Origin of the sequence: Streptomyces sp. NPDC051963, assembly GCF_044593495.1 — a bacterium.
Lineage (GTDB): Bacteria > Actinomycetota > Actinomycetes > Streptomycetales > Streptomycetaceae > Streptomyces.
In genome coordinates, this window is the sequence record NZ_JBIUCC010000008.1 from 187687 (window position 1) to 202530 (window position 14844).

At 69.6% G+C, this 14844-nt stretch carries 15 protein-coding genes; 9 read left to right on the forward strand and 6 right to left on the reverse strand.

What is annotated here, in order from left to right; genetic code table 11:
- Positions 1-59 precede the first annotated feature (59 nt).
- Together ACIHFB_RS32300 and ACIHFB_RS32305 are read right to left on the reverse strand one after the other, a co-directional pair.
- Complete coding sequence (locus ACIHFB_RS32300; RefSeq protein WP_400128965.1) at positions 60-905, reverse strand: helix-turn-helix domain-containing protein; 846 nt, start codon at positions 903-905, stop codon at positions 60-62.
- A gap of 219 nt (positions 906-1124) precedes the next feature.
- Positions 1125-1601 (reverse strand): ATP-binding protein, encoded by a 477-nt coding sequence (locus tag ACIHFB_RS32305; RefSeq protein ID WP_400128812.1) that lies wholly within the window; start codon positions 1599-1601, stop codon positions 1125-1127.
- 155 nt (positions 1602-1756) lie between these two features.
- Here ACIHFB_RS32305 and ACIHFB_RS32310 point away from each other — a divergent pair, with 155 nt between their 5' ends.
- The 4 genes from ACIHFB_RS32310 to ACIHFB_RS32325 are packed head-to-tail and all read left to right on the forward strand — an operon-like array spanning position 1757 to position 3268.
- Positions 1757-2632, forward strand: coding sequence for a helix-turn-helix domain-containing protein (locus ACIHFB_RS32310; protein ID WP_400128813.1), 876 nt, complete (start codon positions 1757-1759; stop codon positions 2630-2632).
- Complete coding sequence (locus tag ACIHFB_RS32315; protein ID WP_365275683.1) at positions 2629-2835, forward strand: DUF397 domain-containing protein; 207 nt, start codon at positions 2629-2631, stop codon at positions 2833-2835. Before ACIHFB_RS32310 ends, ACIHFB_RS32315 begins: the two co-directional genes overlap by 4 nt.
- A complete protein-coding gene (locus tag ACIHFB_RS32320; protein WP_400128974.1) occupies positions 2832-3086 on the forward strand; it encodes a hypothetical protein in 255 nt (84 codons plus the stop codon). Before ACIHFB_RS32315 ends, ACIHFB_RS32320 begins: the two co-directional genes overlap by 4 nt.
- The gene (locus ACIHFB_RS32325; protein ID WP_365275685.1) at positions 3032-3268 is read left to right on the forward strand and encodes a GNAT family N-acetyltransferase; all 237 of its coding nucleotides are present in this window, start codon (positions 3032-3034) and stop codon (positions 3266-3268) included. Before ACIHFB_RS32320 ends, ACIHFB_RS32325 begins: the two co-directional genes overlap by 55 nt.
- Positions 3269-3315: 47 nt before the next feature.
- Here the strand turns inward: ACIHFB_RS32325 and ACIHFB_RS32330 are convergent, their stop codons facing one another.
- The gene (locus ACIHFB_RS32330; RefSeq protein WP_400128814.1) at positions 3316-3675 is read right to left on the reverse strand and encodes a hypothetical protein; all 360 of its coding nucleotides are present in this window, start codon (positions 3673-3675) and stop codon (positions 3316-3318) included.
- Positions 3676-3852: 177 nt separating this feature from the next.
- Between ACIHFB_RS32330 and ACIHFB_RS32335 the strand changes: the two genes are divergently transcribed.
- Together ACIHFB_RS32335 and ACIHFB_RS32340 are read left to right on the forward strand one after the other, a co-directional pair.
- Positions 3853-4590 carry a LuxR C-terminal-related transcriptional regulator gene (locus tag ACIHFB_RS32335; protein WP_400128815.1) on the forward strand — a complete coding sequence of 246 codons (738 nt, stop codon included), beginning with the start codon at positions 3853-3855 and terminating at the stop codon, positions 4588-4590.
- 84 nt (positions 4591-4674) lie between these two features.
- Positions 4675-7794, forward strand: a complete 3120-nt coding sequence (locus tag ACIHFB_RS32340) for a sacsin N-terminal ATP-binding-like domain-containing protein (RefSeq protein WP_400128816.1) — start codon at positions 4675-4677, stop codon at positions 7792-7794.
- 70 nt (positions 7795-7864) lie between these two features.
- Here ACIHFB_RS32340 and ACIHFB_RS32345 read toward each other — a convergent pair whose 3' ends face one another.
- Positions 7865-8188 carry a hypothetical protein gene (locus ACIHFB_RS32345; protein WP_365275696.1) on the reverse strand — a complete coding sequence of 108 codons (324 nt, stop codon included), beginning with the start codon at positions 8186-8188 and terminating at the stop codon, positions 7865-7867.
- A 228-nt stretch (positions 8189-8416) separates the two neighbouring features.
- Here ACIHFB_RS32345 and ACIHFB_RS32350 point away from each other — a divergent pair, with 228 nt between their 5' ends.
- Together ACIHFB_RS32350 and ACIHFB_RS32355 are read left to right on the forward strand one after the other, a co-directional pair.
- Positions 8417-9289: a calcium-binding protein gene (locus tag ACIHFB_RS32350; RefSeq protein ID WP_365275699.1), complete on the forward strand. Its 873-nt coding sequence runs from the start codon at positions 8417-8419 to the stop codon at positions 9287-9289.
- Positions 9290-9511: 222 nt separating this feature from the next.
- Positions 9512-10369 (forward strand): hypothetical protein, encoded by an 858-nt coding sequence (locus ACIHFB_RS32355; RefSeq protein ID WP_365275701.1) that lies wholly within the window; start codon positions 9512-9514, stop codon positions 10367-10369.
- An 89-nt stretch (positions 10370-10458) separates the two neighbouring features.
- Here ACIHFB_RS32355 and ACIHFB_RS32360 read toward each other — a convergent pair whose 3' ends face one another.
- Both ACIHFB_RS32360 and ACIHFB_RS32365 read right to left on the reverse strand, forming a co-directional pair.
- The gene (locus tag ACIHFB_RS32360; protein ID WP_400128817.1) at positions 10459-12852 is read right to left on the reverse strand and encodes an HAD-IC family P-type ATPase; all 2394 of its coding nucleotides are present in this window, start codon (positions 12850-12852) and stop codon (positions 10459-10461) included.
- A gap of 104 nt (positions 12853-12956) precedes the next feature.
- A complete protein-coding gene (locus ACIHFB_RS32365; RefSeq protein ID WP_365275707.1) occupies positions 12957-13241 on the reverse strand; it encodes a DUF2530 domain-containing protein in 285 nt (94 codons plus the stop codon).
- Positions 13242-13392: 151 nt separating this feature from the next.
- On the opposite strand from ACIHFB_RS32365, the gene ACIHFB_RS32370 reads away from it, so the two are divergent.
- On the forward strand, positions 13393-14844 hold the full coding sequence (locus ACIHFB_RS32370) for an NCS2 family permease (RefSeq protein ID WP_365275709.1): 1452 nt from the start codon (positions 13393-13395) through the stop codon (positions 14842-14844).

Sequence of the window (14844 nt, forward strand, 5' to 3'; positions counted from 1 at the left end):
CCAGGGGGTGCCCCGGCCAGACTAGCCGGGCTGAGGCACGGGAACGGGACACAACGGGCTCAGACGGCGGCGGCAGCGGGAGTGCGGCAGTCATGGCAGCGTCCTGGGGTCGGGGAACGGAAGGCGCGGTCGCAGCCATCGCAGTTCTGGAGTGGGTATCGGACCGTCGGCGGTGGTACCGGGGCATGGAACGGCGGCGGTGGGGGCAGCTGGGCGGCGAGACGGTGGGCCAGGAGGGCGGCAGGCCGTCGTAGGCCTTCGGGTGGGAGGTCGGTGGTGAGTGCGTGCCGTACGGCGGTGGCGGCGACGTCTCGCTCCAGCCATGCGGCGACGCCGGAGGCGAGGTGGGCCGTGTCGCAGGTGGAGAGGAGGAGGCGTGGCTCATCGCGACGGAGGCCGGCGAGGAGGTGAGTGGCCTTCTGGAGGAGCGTGGGGGAGGGGTAGGCCGGTTGCGGTACGGCGCAGAGAGCCTTTTTGCGGGGCGGTCGGCGTTTCTTCGCCGGGGCGTGTTCCGTGTGGCTGCGGCCGGGCTGGTTGCAGGAGATCGTGCGGGTGACGATGCGGCCGCCGGGGATGCGTTCGCGCTCTCGGCGGAGGTAGCCGTGGGCCTCCAGCTCGCGTAGCGCGGCGGCGATCCTGGTCGCTCCCTCGGGGAATCGGGCGGCGAGGGTCTTGATGTCGACGCGGGCGCGTGCGGGGAGGGACTGGATGTACAGGGCCAGCCCCCTTGCGACGAGCGAGAGTTCGGGGTGCTGGGCGAGGTGGTTGCCGATCACCGTGAAGCGGGTGGTGTGGCGGGTGTGGTCGTGTTCGAGTCCGCCGGCGCGGGCGTCCCGGTGAGGGTGGTTTTTGCCCGCGATACGGGACTGGGTGCGCGGGGGCGCGCTAAGGTCGTTCGTGTCCATCGGGAAGGGGCTTTCTTCCTTGGTGGTCAGGCCCTCGCACTGGGATGCCAGTCCCGGCGAGGGCCGTTGCATGTCTGCGGTTGTGTTGCGCTGAGAGTAAGGCAGGCAACCGGGCCGAAATCCAGCCGAGTTGGTGATGTTCACCCGCGAGGGTGAGCGGCGGCTGTGGGCGGGTGGAGCGGGCGGGTGGGGTGGGGCTTGGTGGGGGTTCTTTCCCTCTCAGGTCCTTTGGGAATGACCGCCGGTGGCACCGGAGCACGGGTTTCTGGAGTGCGGTGGAAGAGCGACTTCGGCCCAGACGGTCTTGCGCGGGGCGGGCCCTTCGGCAACTCCCCAGCGGTCGGCGAGCGCGCCGACGAGGAGGAGACCGCGGCCCGATTCGGCATCCGGGGCGGGGTCTTGGGGGCGGGGCGGACGTTCCCCGGCGGTGTCGGTGACCTCGATGCGCAGGGTGTCGCCGATGACGTAGAGGGTGAGCCGGAAGTCGCGGCCCTGGACGCGGCCGTGGGTGGCGGCGTTGGCCGCGAGTTCGGCGACGACCTGGCCCGCCGGGTCCAACGGGAGCCCCCAGCTTCGGAGTTGCTCGGTGGCGAGCAGGCGCGCGAGGCGGGCTCCGCGGGCTGTGGGGGACAGCTGCACGCTGAAGTTGCGGACGGGGGCGGCGGGTTCAGCGGGTTCGGCGGATTCCTGGATCACGTCACTCAGAGTGGCCGTGGACGCCTACCGTAACCAGTGACGACGCCGTTGCGTACGGTGACTGTCCGGAGGTTGTCCGGTCGTGTCCGGGCTGTCGGGACGGGTCGCAGGGGTAAGGGCCGTCGTGATTCGGTGGTACGGCGGAGGGGTGCGGGATGTCGGTGGAGGCGGACGCGGGGCGGCTCAAGACGGAGGCGGATGAGCCGGGGTGGGAGGTGGATCCGGACGATGAGTGGGGTGTCGCCGTCGTCGCGACCGTGGGACGGCAGCTGAAGCTGCGCCGGGAGGCGGTGGGGATGCGGGCCGCCGAGTTCGGGAGGGCCCTCGGGTACGGCGAGGACTTGGTCTACAAGATCGAGGGTGGGAAGCGGATTCCCAGGCAGGATTATCTGGACAGGGCCGACGAGGTCCTGGACGCAGGTGGGCTGATCTCCGCCGCGTGGGAGGACGTGAAGAAGGTCCGGTATCCGAAGAAGGTGCGGGACCTGGCGCAGATGGAGGGCAAGGCGGTCGAGCTCCAGCTCTACGACCCGCTGAACATCCACGGGTTGTTGCAGACGCCGGAGTACGCACGCGGGCTGCTCCTCATGCGACGCCCCGCGTACACCGAGGACGAGGTGGAGCGGTTCATCTCGGCGCGCGTGGCCCGCAAGGCGGTATTCGAGCGAGACCCGGTACCCGAACTCAGCTTCGTCCTGGAGGAGTGGACGCTTCGGCGCCCGCTCGGAGGACGGGAGGTGCTGCGCGGCCAGCTTGAACATCTGCTGGAGGCTGGGCGGTTGAGGAATGTCGAGCTTCAGGTGATGCCGATGGATCGCGAGGAGCACGCGGGACTGGCGGGTGGCATTGAGGTGCTGAAATTCGAGGACGGCTCCGCGGTGGGGCGTACACAAGCGGTGGCCAACGGCCGACCGGCCTCCGAACCCAAGCAGCTCCGTATCCTTGAACTGCGGTATGGCATCATCCGAGCCCAGGCTCTCACGCCCCGTGAGTCGACGGCCTTCATCGAGCAACTGCTGGGGGAAACATGATTCGTAGCACCTCGGCCGGGGACGCCTCCGATCTGGCGTGGTTCAAGAGCAGCTACAGCAGCAGCAGCGAAGGCGACTCCTGCGTCGAGATCGCGGCAGCGCCCCGCACCATCCACGTCCGCGACTCCAAGCACACCGACGGCCCCCGACTCACGCTCACCCCGCAGGCCTGGGCCGACTTCCTGCCGTACATCTCCGAATGACGCCGCTGCGCTCCGCGCGCCCCGCCGACGTGGACGGCATCACCGACCTGCACACCCGGGCCCGTACGGCGTACTACCGGGCGGGTGGCTGGTCCGATGCCGGGCTCACCTCCCCCGACGCGTGTGCCGAGCGGCGGGAGGGCTGGGCGTCCTGGCGAGGGGCCCGCCCTACGAAGCCGACGTCGATGCCGCCACGGTGGGTCAGCTATACCAGGTCCATGTCCGTCCCGGTCTGTGGGGACAGGGCGTAGGCAGCCACCTGCACGCCGCATTCGTGAAGTTCCTCCGCGACGCGTCCCTCTCGTCGGGTGTGTTGGAGGCATGGGAGCGCAACAGCCGGGCCCAGGTCTTCTACGCCCGCCACGGCTGGAAGCCGGACGGACACCATCGGCCCGGTCCGGATGACGTGAACTGCGTTCGCCAGGCCGAGTGATCTCCCTCGCGCACCTTGTCTTGGTGCGGGTCCGAAAGGAGCTCCGCCTACCCGGACCTGTCATCCACGCGGTAGGCCATGCACCGATCCCAGCCGTGACGACCGTGCACGACGTCAAAGACACCGTCATGGGCGTACAGCCTGCAGTTCGCCGCCCTGCCCCGGAGAAAGTCCGCGTCGGCGCCACCGGCCACAGCGTCGTGGCCATCTCCGCCATCAAGCCTGTCGTCGCCGTCTCCGCAGATGATGTCCCTTCCCGGCCCGGCGTTGATGCCGTAGCAGCGCGGCGGGTTCGCGGCGGCGGCGTCCGTCTGGGTGGCCGCCGTGGCTGCCAGGGCGAGCGCTGCTGCGCCGGCCCCCGCGAGGATCTTTGTTCGGTTGGTCCTCGGCTTGGTTCGTCCGTTCATGGGCCCTCCCCCTTCATGGCCCCCGGTCGAGGGGGCGGATGTTCTGTGGTCCACGGTGGCTCCGCCCCCTCCTGACCACCATTCGCCAATCCGCGAATCCTCCGGACCCCGGACCCCGGACCCCGACGAAGGGCGTACCTTCGAAGCAGGTCGGGGCTGTCGACAGGGGGCGCGGCCATGAGCCGTCACTCGATCACCGAGCGCCATATGCGGGCGATGCTCGACGTCATCGACGAGGCACGGCACGACAAGGGGGACGAGGTCCCGCCGCTGTCGTTGCTGGAGGGGCTGGGGCGGCTGGTGCCCTGCGACCTGGCGGAGTTCGGCGAGGTGGATCTGCCTACCCGGTGCTTCTTCGGGGACCAGGAGGTGGAGTACGGCGGCCACTACCCCGTGCCGGACAGCGAGATCTGGTGGCGCTTCAAGCACCAGCATCCCCACTGCGTCGCGGTCGAGCACAGCCACGGTGATCTGGAGGTTTCCCAGCTGACGGACTGGATGGCCACGCGGGAGTTCCGGAACCTGGCCCTGTACACCGACTACTTACGCCCCTTCCCCAACATGCTCGTGGTGCCCCTGCCCACCGCCCCCGGACGCATCCGCATGTACACCTTCAGCCGCGAGAGCACGCGTCCCTTCAGCGAACGGGACCGGCTCACACTGGAGTTGATACGCCCGCATCTGTACGACATCTACCGCGAGGCCGCCCTGCGCCGGCGGACGCCCGTACGGCTGACGCTCCGCGAGCTCGACGTCATGCGGGCCGTGGCGAAGGGCCTGAGCAACGGTGCCATCGCCGGGCAGCTCGTGGTCGAGCCGAGCACCGTCCGCAAACACCTGGAGAACGTCTACCGCAAACTCGGGGTGTCGAGCCGTACGGCCGCGGTCGCGAGGCTGTTCCCCGAGACACCGTGACACCAGGGCAGGCCGCCGGGCGAGTCACTCCACCCTCATCGCGCGGTACCTTCATCGCGACGCCGATGAGGAGAGTGAAGGTACGTGAGTAAGTTCGTGCGGCCGGCTGCCGAGGGGGCGGACCCCTTCGGGACGGCCCGCCTGCGTCGCGGCGTGCTCGACGCCTGGGCCACCAGCCCCGCCCGGTTCCGCGAGGACGCCAACGCCGAGGAGGACCTCGTCCTCGGCGGCTATCGGGACCGGCTCGTCGTCGAGCTCGCGCAGAACGCCGCCGATGCCGCGGCCAGGGCAGGCGTGCCCGGGCGGCTCCGGCTCACCCTCCGCGACGGCGTCCTGTTCGCCGCCAACACCGGCGCTCCCCTGGACGCGGCGGGCGTCGAGTCCCTGGCCACTCTCCGTGCCTCCGCCAAACGGGACGCCCGCGATACGGCGGTCGGCCGCTTCGGCGTCGGATTCGCCGCCGTACTCGCCGTGACCGACGAGCCCGCGGTCGTCGGCCGGCACGGCGGTGTCCGCTGGTCCCTCGTCGAGGCCCGCGAGCTGGCCGCGGAGACGGCACGGCACAGCCCCGGCCTCGGGGACGAGATCCGGCGGCGCGACGGGCATGTCCCGCTCCTCCGGCTCCCCTTCGCCGCCGAGGGCACGGCCCCGGACCCGTACGACACCGTCGTCATCCTCCCGCTCCGCGACACGGCCGCCGCCGACCTCGCCGAGCGCCTCCTGCACGCCGTCGACGACGCCCTCCTCCTCGCCCTGCCCGGCCTCGAAGAGGTCGTGATCGAGACCGATGACGTCCGCACCCTGCGCCGCCGCACCGAGGGCGCCCTGACGGTCGTAGAGGACAGCAGGGAGGGCACGACGGGGTGGCGCAGCGTGTCCGCGCACGGTCCGCTCACGCCCGAACTGCTCGCCGACCGGCCCACCGAGGAGCGCCTGCGCCCGCACTGGTCCGTCACCTGGGCCGTCCCGGTCGACGACGACGGTTCCCCGGCCCGCCCCCGCACCAGCGCCGTCGTCCACGCGCCCACCCCCAGCGACGAGCCCCTCGGCGTGCCCGCGCTGCTCATCGCCTCCTTCCCCCTCGACACCACCCGGCGGCACACCGCCCCCGGCCCGCTGACCGACTTCCTCGTTCAGAAGGCCGCCGACGCGTACGCCGAACTGCTCGCCGACTGGCGCCCGGTGAGCACCGGCATCATCGGCCTCGTCCCCGGGCCGCTAGGCAAGGGCGAGCTGGACGGCGCGCTGCGGCAGGCGATCCTCGATCGCCTGCCGCGTACGTCGTTCCTGCCCCCTGCCGTCCACGGCACCGAAGACGACGAACTGCCCGAGTCGCTCCGCCCCCGTGACGCCGAGATCGTCGAGGGCGCCGGTGCCGACACGGTGAGCGTCCTCGCCGAGGTGCTGCCCACGCTGCTGCCCGCCGGGCTCGAACGGCGGGTGGAGCTGCGGACGTTGGGGGTCGCGCGGGTTCCGTTGACCGATGCGATCGATCGCCTCGCCGGGCTGGAGAAGGAGCCGGGCTGGTGGCGGCGGTTGTACGACAGCCTCGCCGGGGTCGACCCGGACCGGCTCTCCGGCCTCCCGGTCCCGCTCGCCGACGGACGTACGACCATCGGCCCCCGGCAGGTCCTGCTCCCCACCTCGGACGCCTCCCGTATCGACCCGGAGATGCTCGCCCGGCTCGGGCTCAAGGTCGCCCATCCGGACGGCGCGCATCCGCTCCTGGAGAAGCTGGGCGCCCTGCCCGCGACCCCGCGCGCCGTGCTCACCACTCCGCAGGTACGGGCCGCCGTCGCCGCTTCCCTGGACGAGGACGGCGGGCTCTCCTGGGAGGAGGACGCCGCGCTCGACGCCGAGGAGCTGGCCGACACCGTCCTCGCGCTCGTACGGGATGCGGCGCTGGAGCCCGGCGACGAGCCGTGGCTCGGTGCCCTGGCCCTGCCGGACGAGGAGGGGGATCTGGCCCCCGCGGGCGAACTCGTCCTCCCCGGCAGCCCGTTCGCCCAGGTCATGCGGGAAGGGGAACTGGCCGCGGTCGACACCGAGCTGGCCGAGAAATGGGGCGAGCAGCCGCTCGCGGCCTGCGGCGTACTGGCCGGCTTCGCGCTCGTACGGGCCACGGACGTCGTCCTGGATCCCGATGAACTGGAGCCGCGCGAGGGCGACTTCGCCGAGCCCGACGACGCGGGTCTGCTGGACGCGGTGGACGTCTGGTGCGAGGACATCCTCGACCGCTTCCCGGACACGCCCGTACCGCCGGTGGCCACGGAGCTGGTGGCCGTACGGGACCTGGACCTGGTGGACGACGACAGCTGGCCCCAGGCCCTCGCCCTGCTGTCGAAGCCGCCGCTGCGCGACGCGATCGTCGAGCCCGTCCGGATCCTCCTCCCCGACGGCACGCACGAGACCGTACGGCCGTACACCGCATGGTGGCTGCGCGGGAACCCTGTCCTGGACGGCCGCCGCCCGGCCGGTCTGCTGGCCGCCGGCGGCGACCCCCTCCTCCGTGGCCTCTACGACGAGGCCGACGCGACCGGGTTCGAGGACGAACAGGTACTGCGGGCACTCGGCGTACGGACCTCTGTCGCCGCCCTCCTCGACGAGCCCGGCGGCGCCGCCGAACTCCTGGACCGCCTCGCCGACCCCGACCGCGAAGTCACCGGCGCCCAACTGCACGCCCTGTACAGCGCGTTGGCCGACCTGGACCCCGAGCAGGTGACCCTGCCGGACGACCTGCGAGCGGTGGTCGACGGCGACGTGGTCGTGGTGGACGCGGCCGACGCGGTCGTGGTCGACTCCCCCGACCTGCTCCCCTTCACGGACGGCGTGCCCTTGCTGCCGGTCCGCCCGTCCCGAGCGGCAGAGCTGGCCGAACTGTTCCAGGTACGGCGGTTGAGCGAGTCCGTCACCGGTTCAGTGGACTCGGAGGGCACCGAACACGAGGTACCCGATTCGGTACGCGTACTCCTGGGCGCGCTGACCCCGTCCTCGTACGTCGAACACGACGAACTCGTCGTCGACGGCGTGGAAATCGACTGGCGGCTGACGACTGACGGCGTCCTGCACGCCGCAACCCTGGAAGGCGTCGCCGCGGGCCTTGCCTGGGCGTCCCGTCAGTGGCCTCGGCGGTTCGAGGTGGCGGCGTTGCTGGAGGATGCTTCGCGGACGGAGGAGCTGGCTCGGGATCGGTGGTTCGACTGAGCCCGAAACGGCCGGCCCACCGGAGGGGAATCCGGTGGGCCGGCCGTCTGCGTAGTGCAGCCGGTCTCGGCTAGTCGCCCACCCGCTCGGCCAGGAAGGCGAGCAGTAGATCGAACAGGTGGTCCACGGCGGGCTGTTGCTGGCTCTCCGTCAGAGACTTCCAGTGCCGGATGCCGGTTCCGGGGAAGGCGTCCTCGAGGACGGTTGGGATCCATGTGAAGCTGCTCTCCTCGCCCTTGCGAGCGAGAAGCCACTCACGGAACCCCTCCAGCAACTTCCCTGACGTGCCGATGTCAAGGCCGGTGATGAACATGGCCGTCGGATAGTAGGTGCCGTCCAGGCCGTACATCCCCGGCCGGTCGCGGATCTTCTCAATGAACTTCTTGTCGTTCACTTGCCTCCCAGCACCCGATCCGCGAAGCACTCCTCCGTCACCTCGCGAACAACTGGCGTTCACTCAGCGCGAGTTCGCAAGCGAGTTCACCGTATCCGTACAACCTTTCACGACTGCTACGGATCTCCTCACGGGAGTCAACAGACTCCACCATCACTTGGGTCCCGCGCCGATGACGAGCCGTGAGGAACGACCGGTGTCGGGGTCCGCACACCACGTGGGGAACGCATGCGCATACGAACCACCGTGGCCGCCCTCTCCGGCGTCCTGGCCCTCTCCGCCTTCGCTGTTCCGGCCGCTCAGGCCGACGTGCAGGGCACCGTGAGCATCGACAAGCCGAGTGCCCAGGAGCGCTTCGGGGGCTCCTCGGCCAGGTCCGGGTTCGCCGCCCAGGCGGCGCCCGAGGTGTCCAACGTGACCGTCAACGCCGGCAAGGCGCTGGTCTTCGGCACCACGACCGTCAGAACCTTCGAGGTGTCCCTGACCGCCAGCCACCCCAGCGGCATCGTGGATGCCTACATGGACCTCTGGCACGGCACGGACCCCGAGAACGACATCGACGGCTACCTCCCGCCGAACGAGGAGGCGGCCACCTGCACGGCGATCAGCGCCACGACGTCGACCTGCAAGCTCACCATCACGGCCTCGCCCGGTCTGCACGGCGACGGGGTCGGCGAGTTGTACGCCAACGCGCTGGCCGGTACCTGGCACGTCACCGCGGCTGCCCTGTCCGCGGATGGCGAGGTCTACGCGAACGACTTCTACAAGACCCACAAGGTCCAGCGCCTCGCGAAGCTGACCACCGACGCCGCACCGGAGCCGGTGAACGCGGGCCAGACCATCTCGGTGACGGGCAAGCTGACCCGCGCCGACTGGGAGACCGGCAAGTACGTCGGCCTCAGCGGCCAGGCGCTGCACCTGCAGTTCCGTGAGTCGGGTGCCAGTGCCTACGCGACCGTGAAGGGCATCAAGTCCACCACGGGCGGTGCCGCGAAGACGACCACGACGGCGACCGTCGACGGTCACCACCGCTTGAGCTACCCGGGTATCTCCAGCACCGCGCAGGCCGTCGCAACCGGCGACTACGTCGGCGTGCGGTAGGCATCGCACGTTTGTAGTCCGGCCCCGGAGCCGTCCGGGGCCGGACTCGTGAGGGACCTTGATATTTTCCGTACAAATCTCGCGCCATCCGCACAACCATTCCACTACGCCGCAAATCTGATCACGCGAGTCAACAGACTCCATGATCACTTGGGTCCCGTGCCGACGACGAGCCGTAGGGAACGAACAGTGCCGGGACCCCCTTCTCCACTTGGGGAATGCATGCGCACAAGAGCCACCGTGGCCGCCGTCACCGGCGTCCTGGCCCTCTCCGCCTTCGCCGTTCCGGCCGCAGAGGCCGCCGACGCACCCTCCGGCAAGGCAACGTTCAGCTCCGCCTCCGCCGATGCGGCGTCCAGCGCCGCCGCTGACACGCTGGACGTCACCTTCTCCAACATGAAGGTCAACAAGGGCAAGGCGATCGTCGTCGGTGCGACGGCCCAGGTCACGGTTACCGCCACCTACACCGTTACGCACCCCGCGAGCCTCAGCGCCGGCTCCTTCGACAGCGGCCCGCTGCTCTACCGCGGCACGTCGGTCACCTCGCCGACGGACCTCTTCGGTGGCGACAACCCTGGCACCTGCACCGCCGCATCCTCGACCGTCCTCAACTGCACGGCCAAGATCCAGTTCCGCCCGGCTTCCTCGAACGAGGACGCGGACCTGGCCAACGGCAGGGCCGGCACCTGGAAGGTCGGCGCCCTCGCCCTCGGTGACAGCGACTACAAGTGGCAAGGCGACCTGGGCACCCAGAAGGTCCAGCGCCTGTCGAAGCTGACGGTCAACGCCTCGCCGGAGCCGGTGAAGAAGGGCAAGACCATCACGGTCACCGGCAAGCTGACCCGCGCCAACTGGGACACCAACACCTACGCGGGCTATGGCAGCCAGAAGGTGGTCCTGCAGTTCCGCAAGGCAGGCACCACCAACTACACCAACGTCAAGGGCATCACGTCGACCTCGACGGGCGCCCTGAAGACCACGGTCACGGCCGCCACGGACGGTTACTACCGCTTTACCTTCGCGGGTTCGGCGACAACGGCACCAGCGACTGTCGCCGGTGACTACGTAGACGTGCAGTAGAACGCGCCCCTTTGGGGGCGCGGGGAACTGCGCGATCAGCCACGACGGTGCCGCAGCCGAAAGCGGACCGTCGTGGCTGATGCCGAGCGCTAAGCGGAGAAGTGGCGGTCGACCCACCTCCACAGCACCTCCAGGGCGGCCGCCGCGACCACGGCGATGCCGACGGCGATCCACGGCATCGTGACGCCCACCAGCTTCAGGGCGAAGAAGTTCTGGAGCCAGGGGACGATCAGGACGATCAGGAAGCCGGCGCCCATGGCGGCGACGAGGAGGATGCGCCACCAGGTGTAGGGGCGGGCGATGATGGCCAGTACCCACATGGAGATCAGGAACAGGGTGAGGGTGGCGGCGCTGGTCTCCGCGTCCAGGGCGCCGTCGCCGGTGTAGTAGTGGCGGGCTATCAGGTAGGTGGCGAAGGTGGCCAGGCCTGCGAGGACGCCGCCGGGGATCGAGTAGCGCATCACCCTGCGCACGAAGTGTGGCCTCGCCCGTTCCTTGTTGGGCGCCAGGGCGAGGAAGAACGCCGGGATGCCGATGGTCAACGTCGACAGCAAGGTCAAGTGGCGAGGCAGGAACGGGTATTCGACCTGCCAGCAGACCACCAGGATCGCCAGCAGGACCGAGTAGACCGTCTTGACCAGGAACAGGGTCGCCACCCGCGTGATGTTGCCGATGACCCGTCGGCCCTCCGCCACCACCGAGGGCAGCGTGGCGAAGCTGTTGTTCAGCAGCACGATCTGGGCTACGGCTTTTGTGGCTTCCGAGCCCGAGCCCATGGACACGCCGATGTCGGCGTCCTTCAGGGCGAGTACGTCGTTCACGCCGTCGCCGGTCATCGCGACCGTGTGGCCGTGGGACTGGAGGGCCCCGACCATGTCCCGCTTCTGCTGCGGGGTGACCCGCCCGAACACCGTGCCCTCGTCGAGGGCCTGCGCCATGCCGGTCTTGTCGGTGGGGAGGCGGCGCGCGTCCACCGTCGTGCCAGAAAGGCCCAGCTTGCTCGCCACCGCGCCCACCGACACCGCGTTGTCGCCGGAGATGACCTTGGCGCGGACGTTCTGCTCCTCGAAGTAGCGCAGGGTGTCGGCGGCGTCGGGGCGCAGTCGCTGCTCCAGGACGACCAGGGCGGTGGGGTGGGCGTCCGCCGCGACCTCGGGGTCGTCCAGGTCGCGGGAGACGCGGGCGAGCAGCAGTACTCGTAGGCCCTGTTCGTTGAGGCGGTCCGTCTCGGCGAGGGTCGGGTCGTCGTCGGTCAGTAGAACGTCCGGGGCGCCCAGGAGCCATGTGCTGGACTCGCCGTTGCCCTCGCTGAAGGAGGCGCCGCTGTACTTGCGGGCGGAGGAAAAGGGGAGGGACTCGGTGCAGCGCCAGGAGTCGGAGTCGGGGTAGGCGTTGATGATCGCCTGCAAGGACGCGTTCGGGCGGGGGTCCGACTCGCCGAGCGCGCCCAGCACCTGGCGTATGTACGGCTCCTCCGCGCCCTGGAGGGGGCGGAGTTCCGTGACGTCCATGCCGCCCTCGGTGAGCGTGCCCGTCTTGTCGAGGCAGACGGTGTCGACGCGGGCGAGGCCCTCGATGGCGGGGAGTTCCTGGACGAGGCACTGTTTCCGGCCAAGGCGGATGACGCCGATCGCGAAGGCGACCGAGGTGAGCAGGACCAGGCCCTCGGGGACCATGGGGACGATGCCGCCGACGGTGCGGGCGATGGAGTCCTTGAAGTCGTTGTCCTTGACGACCAGTTGGGTGATGATCAGGCCGATCGCGGCCGGGATCATCATCCACGTCACGTACTTGAGGATCTCGGAGATGCCGGTGCGCAGCTCGGAGTGGACCAGCGTGAAGCGGGAGGCCTCCTCGGCGAGCTGGGCGGCGTAGGCCTCACGGCCCACCTTGGTCGCCTGGAACGCGCCGCCGCCCGCGACGACGAAGCTGCCGGACATCACCTGGTCCCCGGGCCGCTTGAGGACCGGATCGGCCTCGCCGGTGAGCAGCGACTCGTCGATCTCGAGACCGTCGGCCTCGATGCACACCCCGTCGACGACGGCCTTGTCGCCCGGCCCGATCTCGATCAGGTCGTTCAGGACGATGTCCGACGTACTGACCTCGGAGGCCACCCCGTCCCGCCGTACCGTCGGCCGGGCCTCGCCGATTACCGCCAGGGAGTCGAGGGTCTTCTTCGCCCGCCACTCCTGGACGATGCCGATCGCGGTGTTGGCGAGGATCACAAAGCCGAACAGGCTGTCCTGGACCGGCGCGACGAACAGCATGATCACCCAGAGCACGCCGATGATCGCGTTGAACCGGGTGAAGACGTTGGCGCGGACGATGTCGACGGTGGAGCGGCTGCTGCGCACCGGGACGTCGTTGACCTCCCCGCGCGCGACCCGCTCGGCCACCTCGGCCGCGGTGAGCCCGGTCACCGCCACGTCGGTGGGTATGGGGTGCACGGGATCGAGTTCGGCGCCCGCGTCGATGTGCGTCATGCATTCGACGGTACGTGCGGATTTACGCCTTCACCCGCCGAGTGGGCGGAAGTTCCGACTTGGGGAGGAGGGGTGTCGTGCCCTGGTTGTAGGGCGCGGACTCATCAGGACGACTGGGGTTCGCCGGTCGTTTCCCTGGGCTGATCGAGAGCCGCTCGCTTGAGCGCCGCGTCGCGGCCCCGGACGTACCAGATTCCGATGAGGCCGAGGCCGCCGCCGGCCAGACAGGTCCACAGCCACCAGGTGTGGCCATGGTCGTCGAACCAGCCGTAGAAGGGCAGCTGTGCCAGGAAGAGGACGAACCAGAGGATCGTGCCGCCCGTGACCGTACCGACCACGGGGCCCTCCAGGGGCTCCGGCGCCTCGCGTGTTGGGGTCCACTTCGCCATGCAGGACAGCTTACGAGGTAGATCTGTCTACGCGCGGAGATAGCGCCTATCGAGTCATACGTTCATACTGAAACCGTTTGTCTTTGACCACTTCTGTTCGTAGGAAAGACCAAATCGGGCTTGGGGGAGTCCGCTGGTGATGAGGAACCGCATGTCCACCTCGGCCCCTGCCAAGGCCCCCGCGCCCGAAGGGCCGGGCGCACAGCCCGGCTACGGCGCACTCGACCGCTTCTTCAAGATCTCCGAGCGGGGCAGCTCGCTGCCGCGCGAGATCCGCGGCGGTTTCGCCACCTTCTTCGCGATGGCCTACATCATCGTGCTGAACCCGATCATCCTGGGCAGCGCGAAGGACATGTACGGCAACCAGCTCGACAACGGTCAGCTGGTCACCGCGACGGCCCTGACGGCGGCGTTCACCACGCTGCTCATGGGCGTCATCGGCAATGTGCCGATCGCGCTGGCCGCCGGTCTGGGCGTGAACTCGGTGGTCGCGCTCCAGCTCGCCCCGCGGATGTCGTGGCCGGACGCGATGGGCATGGTGGTCCTGGCCGGTTTCGTCGTGATGCTGCTGGTGGCCACCGGGCTGCGTGAGCGCGTCATGAACGCCGTGCCGTACAGCCTCCGCAAGGCCATCTCGATCGGTATCGGCCTGTTCATCATGCTGATCGGCCTGGTCGACTCCGGTTTCATCTCCCGCATCCCGGACGCCGCCCAGACCACCGTCCCGCTCCAGCTCGGCGCCGACGGTCACCTCAACGGCTGGCCGGTGCTGATCTTCATCCTCGGCACGCTGCTCACGCTGGCGCTGATCGTGCGCAAGGTGTCCGGCGCGATCCTGATCTCGATCGTCGCGATGACGGCACTGGCCGTCATCATCAACGCGGTCGCGGACATCCCCTCCTGGGGCCTGACGACGCCGACCTGGCCCGGAAACCCGGTCGCCACCCCCGACTTCGGCCTGATCGGCGAGGTCAGCCTGTTCGGCGGCTTCGGGAAGGTCGGCATCCTCACCGGCGTCCTCTTCGTCTTCACGGTCCTGCTGTCGTGCTTCTTCGACGCGATGGGCACGATCATGGGCGTCAGCGACGAGGCGAAGCTGACCGACGCGCAGGGCCAGATGCCCGGCATCAACAAGGTCCTCTTCGTCGACGGCATCGCGGTCGCCGCGGGCGGTGCCAGCTCCTCCTCGGCCACCACCTGCTTCGTGGAGTCCACGGCCGGCGTCGGCGAGGGTGCCCGTACCGGCTTCGCGAACGTCATCACCGGCGCGTTGTTCGCCGTGGCGCTGTTCCTGACGCCCGTCGCGACGATGGTCCCGTCCCAGGCGGCCACTCCGGCGCTGCTCGCGGTCGGCTTCCTGATCCTGGCCGGCTCGGTCAAGGAGATCGACTGGGCCGACTACACGGTCGCCATCCCGGCCTTCGTGACGATGCTGCTGATGCCCTTCACCTACTCGATCACCAACGGCATCGGCATGGGCTTCATCACCTTCGTCGTCCTGCGCCTGGCGGCCGGCCGCGGCAAGGAGATCCCGGTGGCGATGTACGTCGTGTCGGCGGTGTTCGCGTTCTACTACCTGATGCCGGCGCTCGGCCTGACGTGA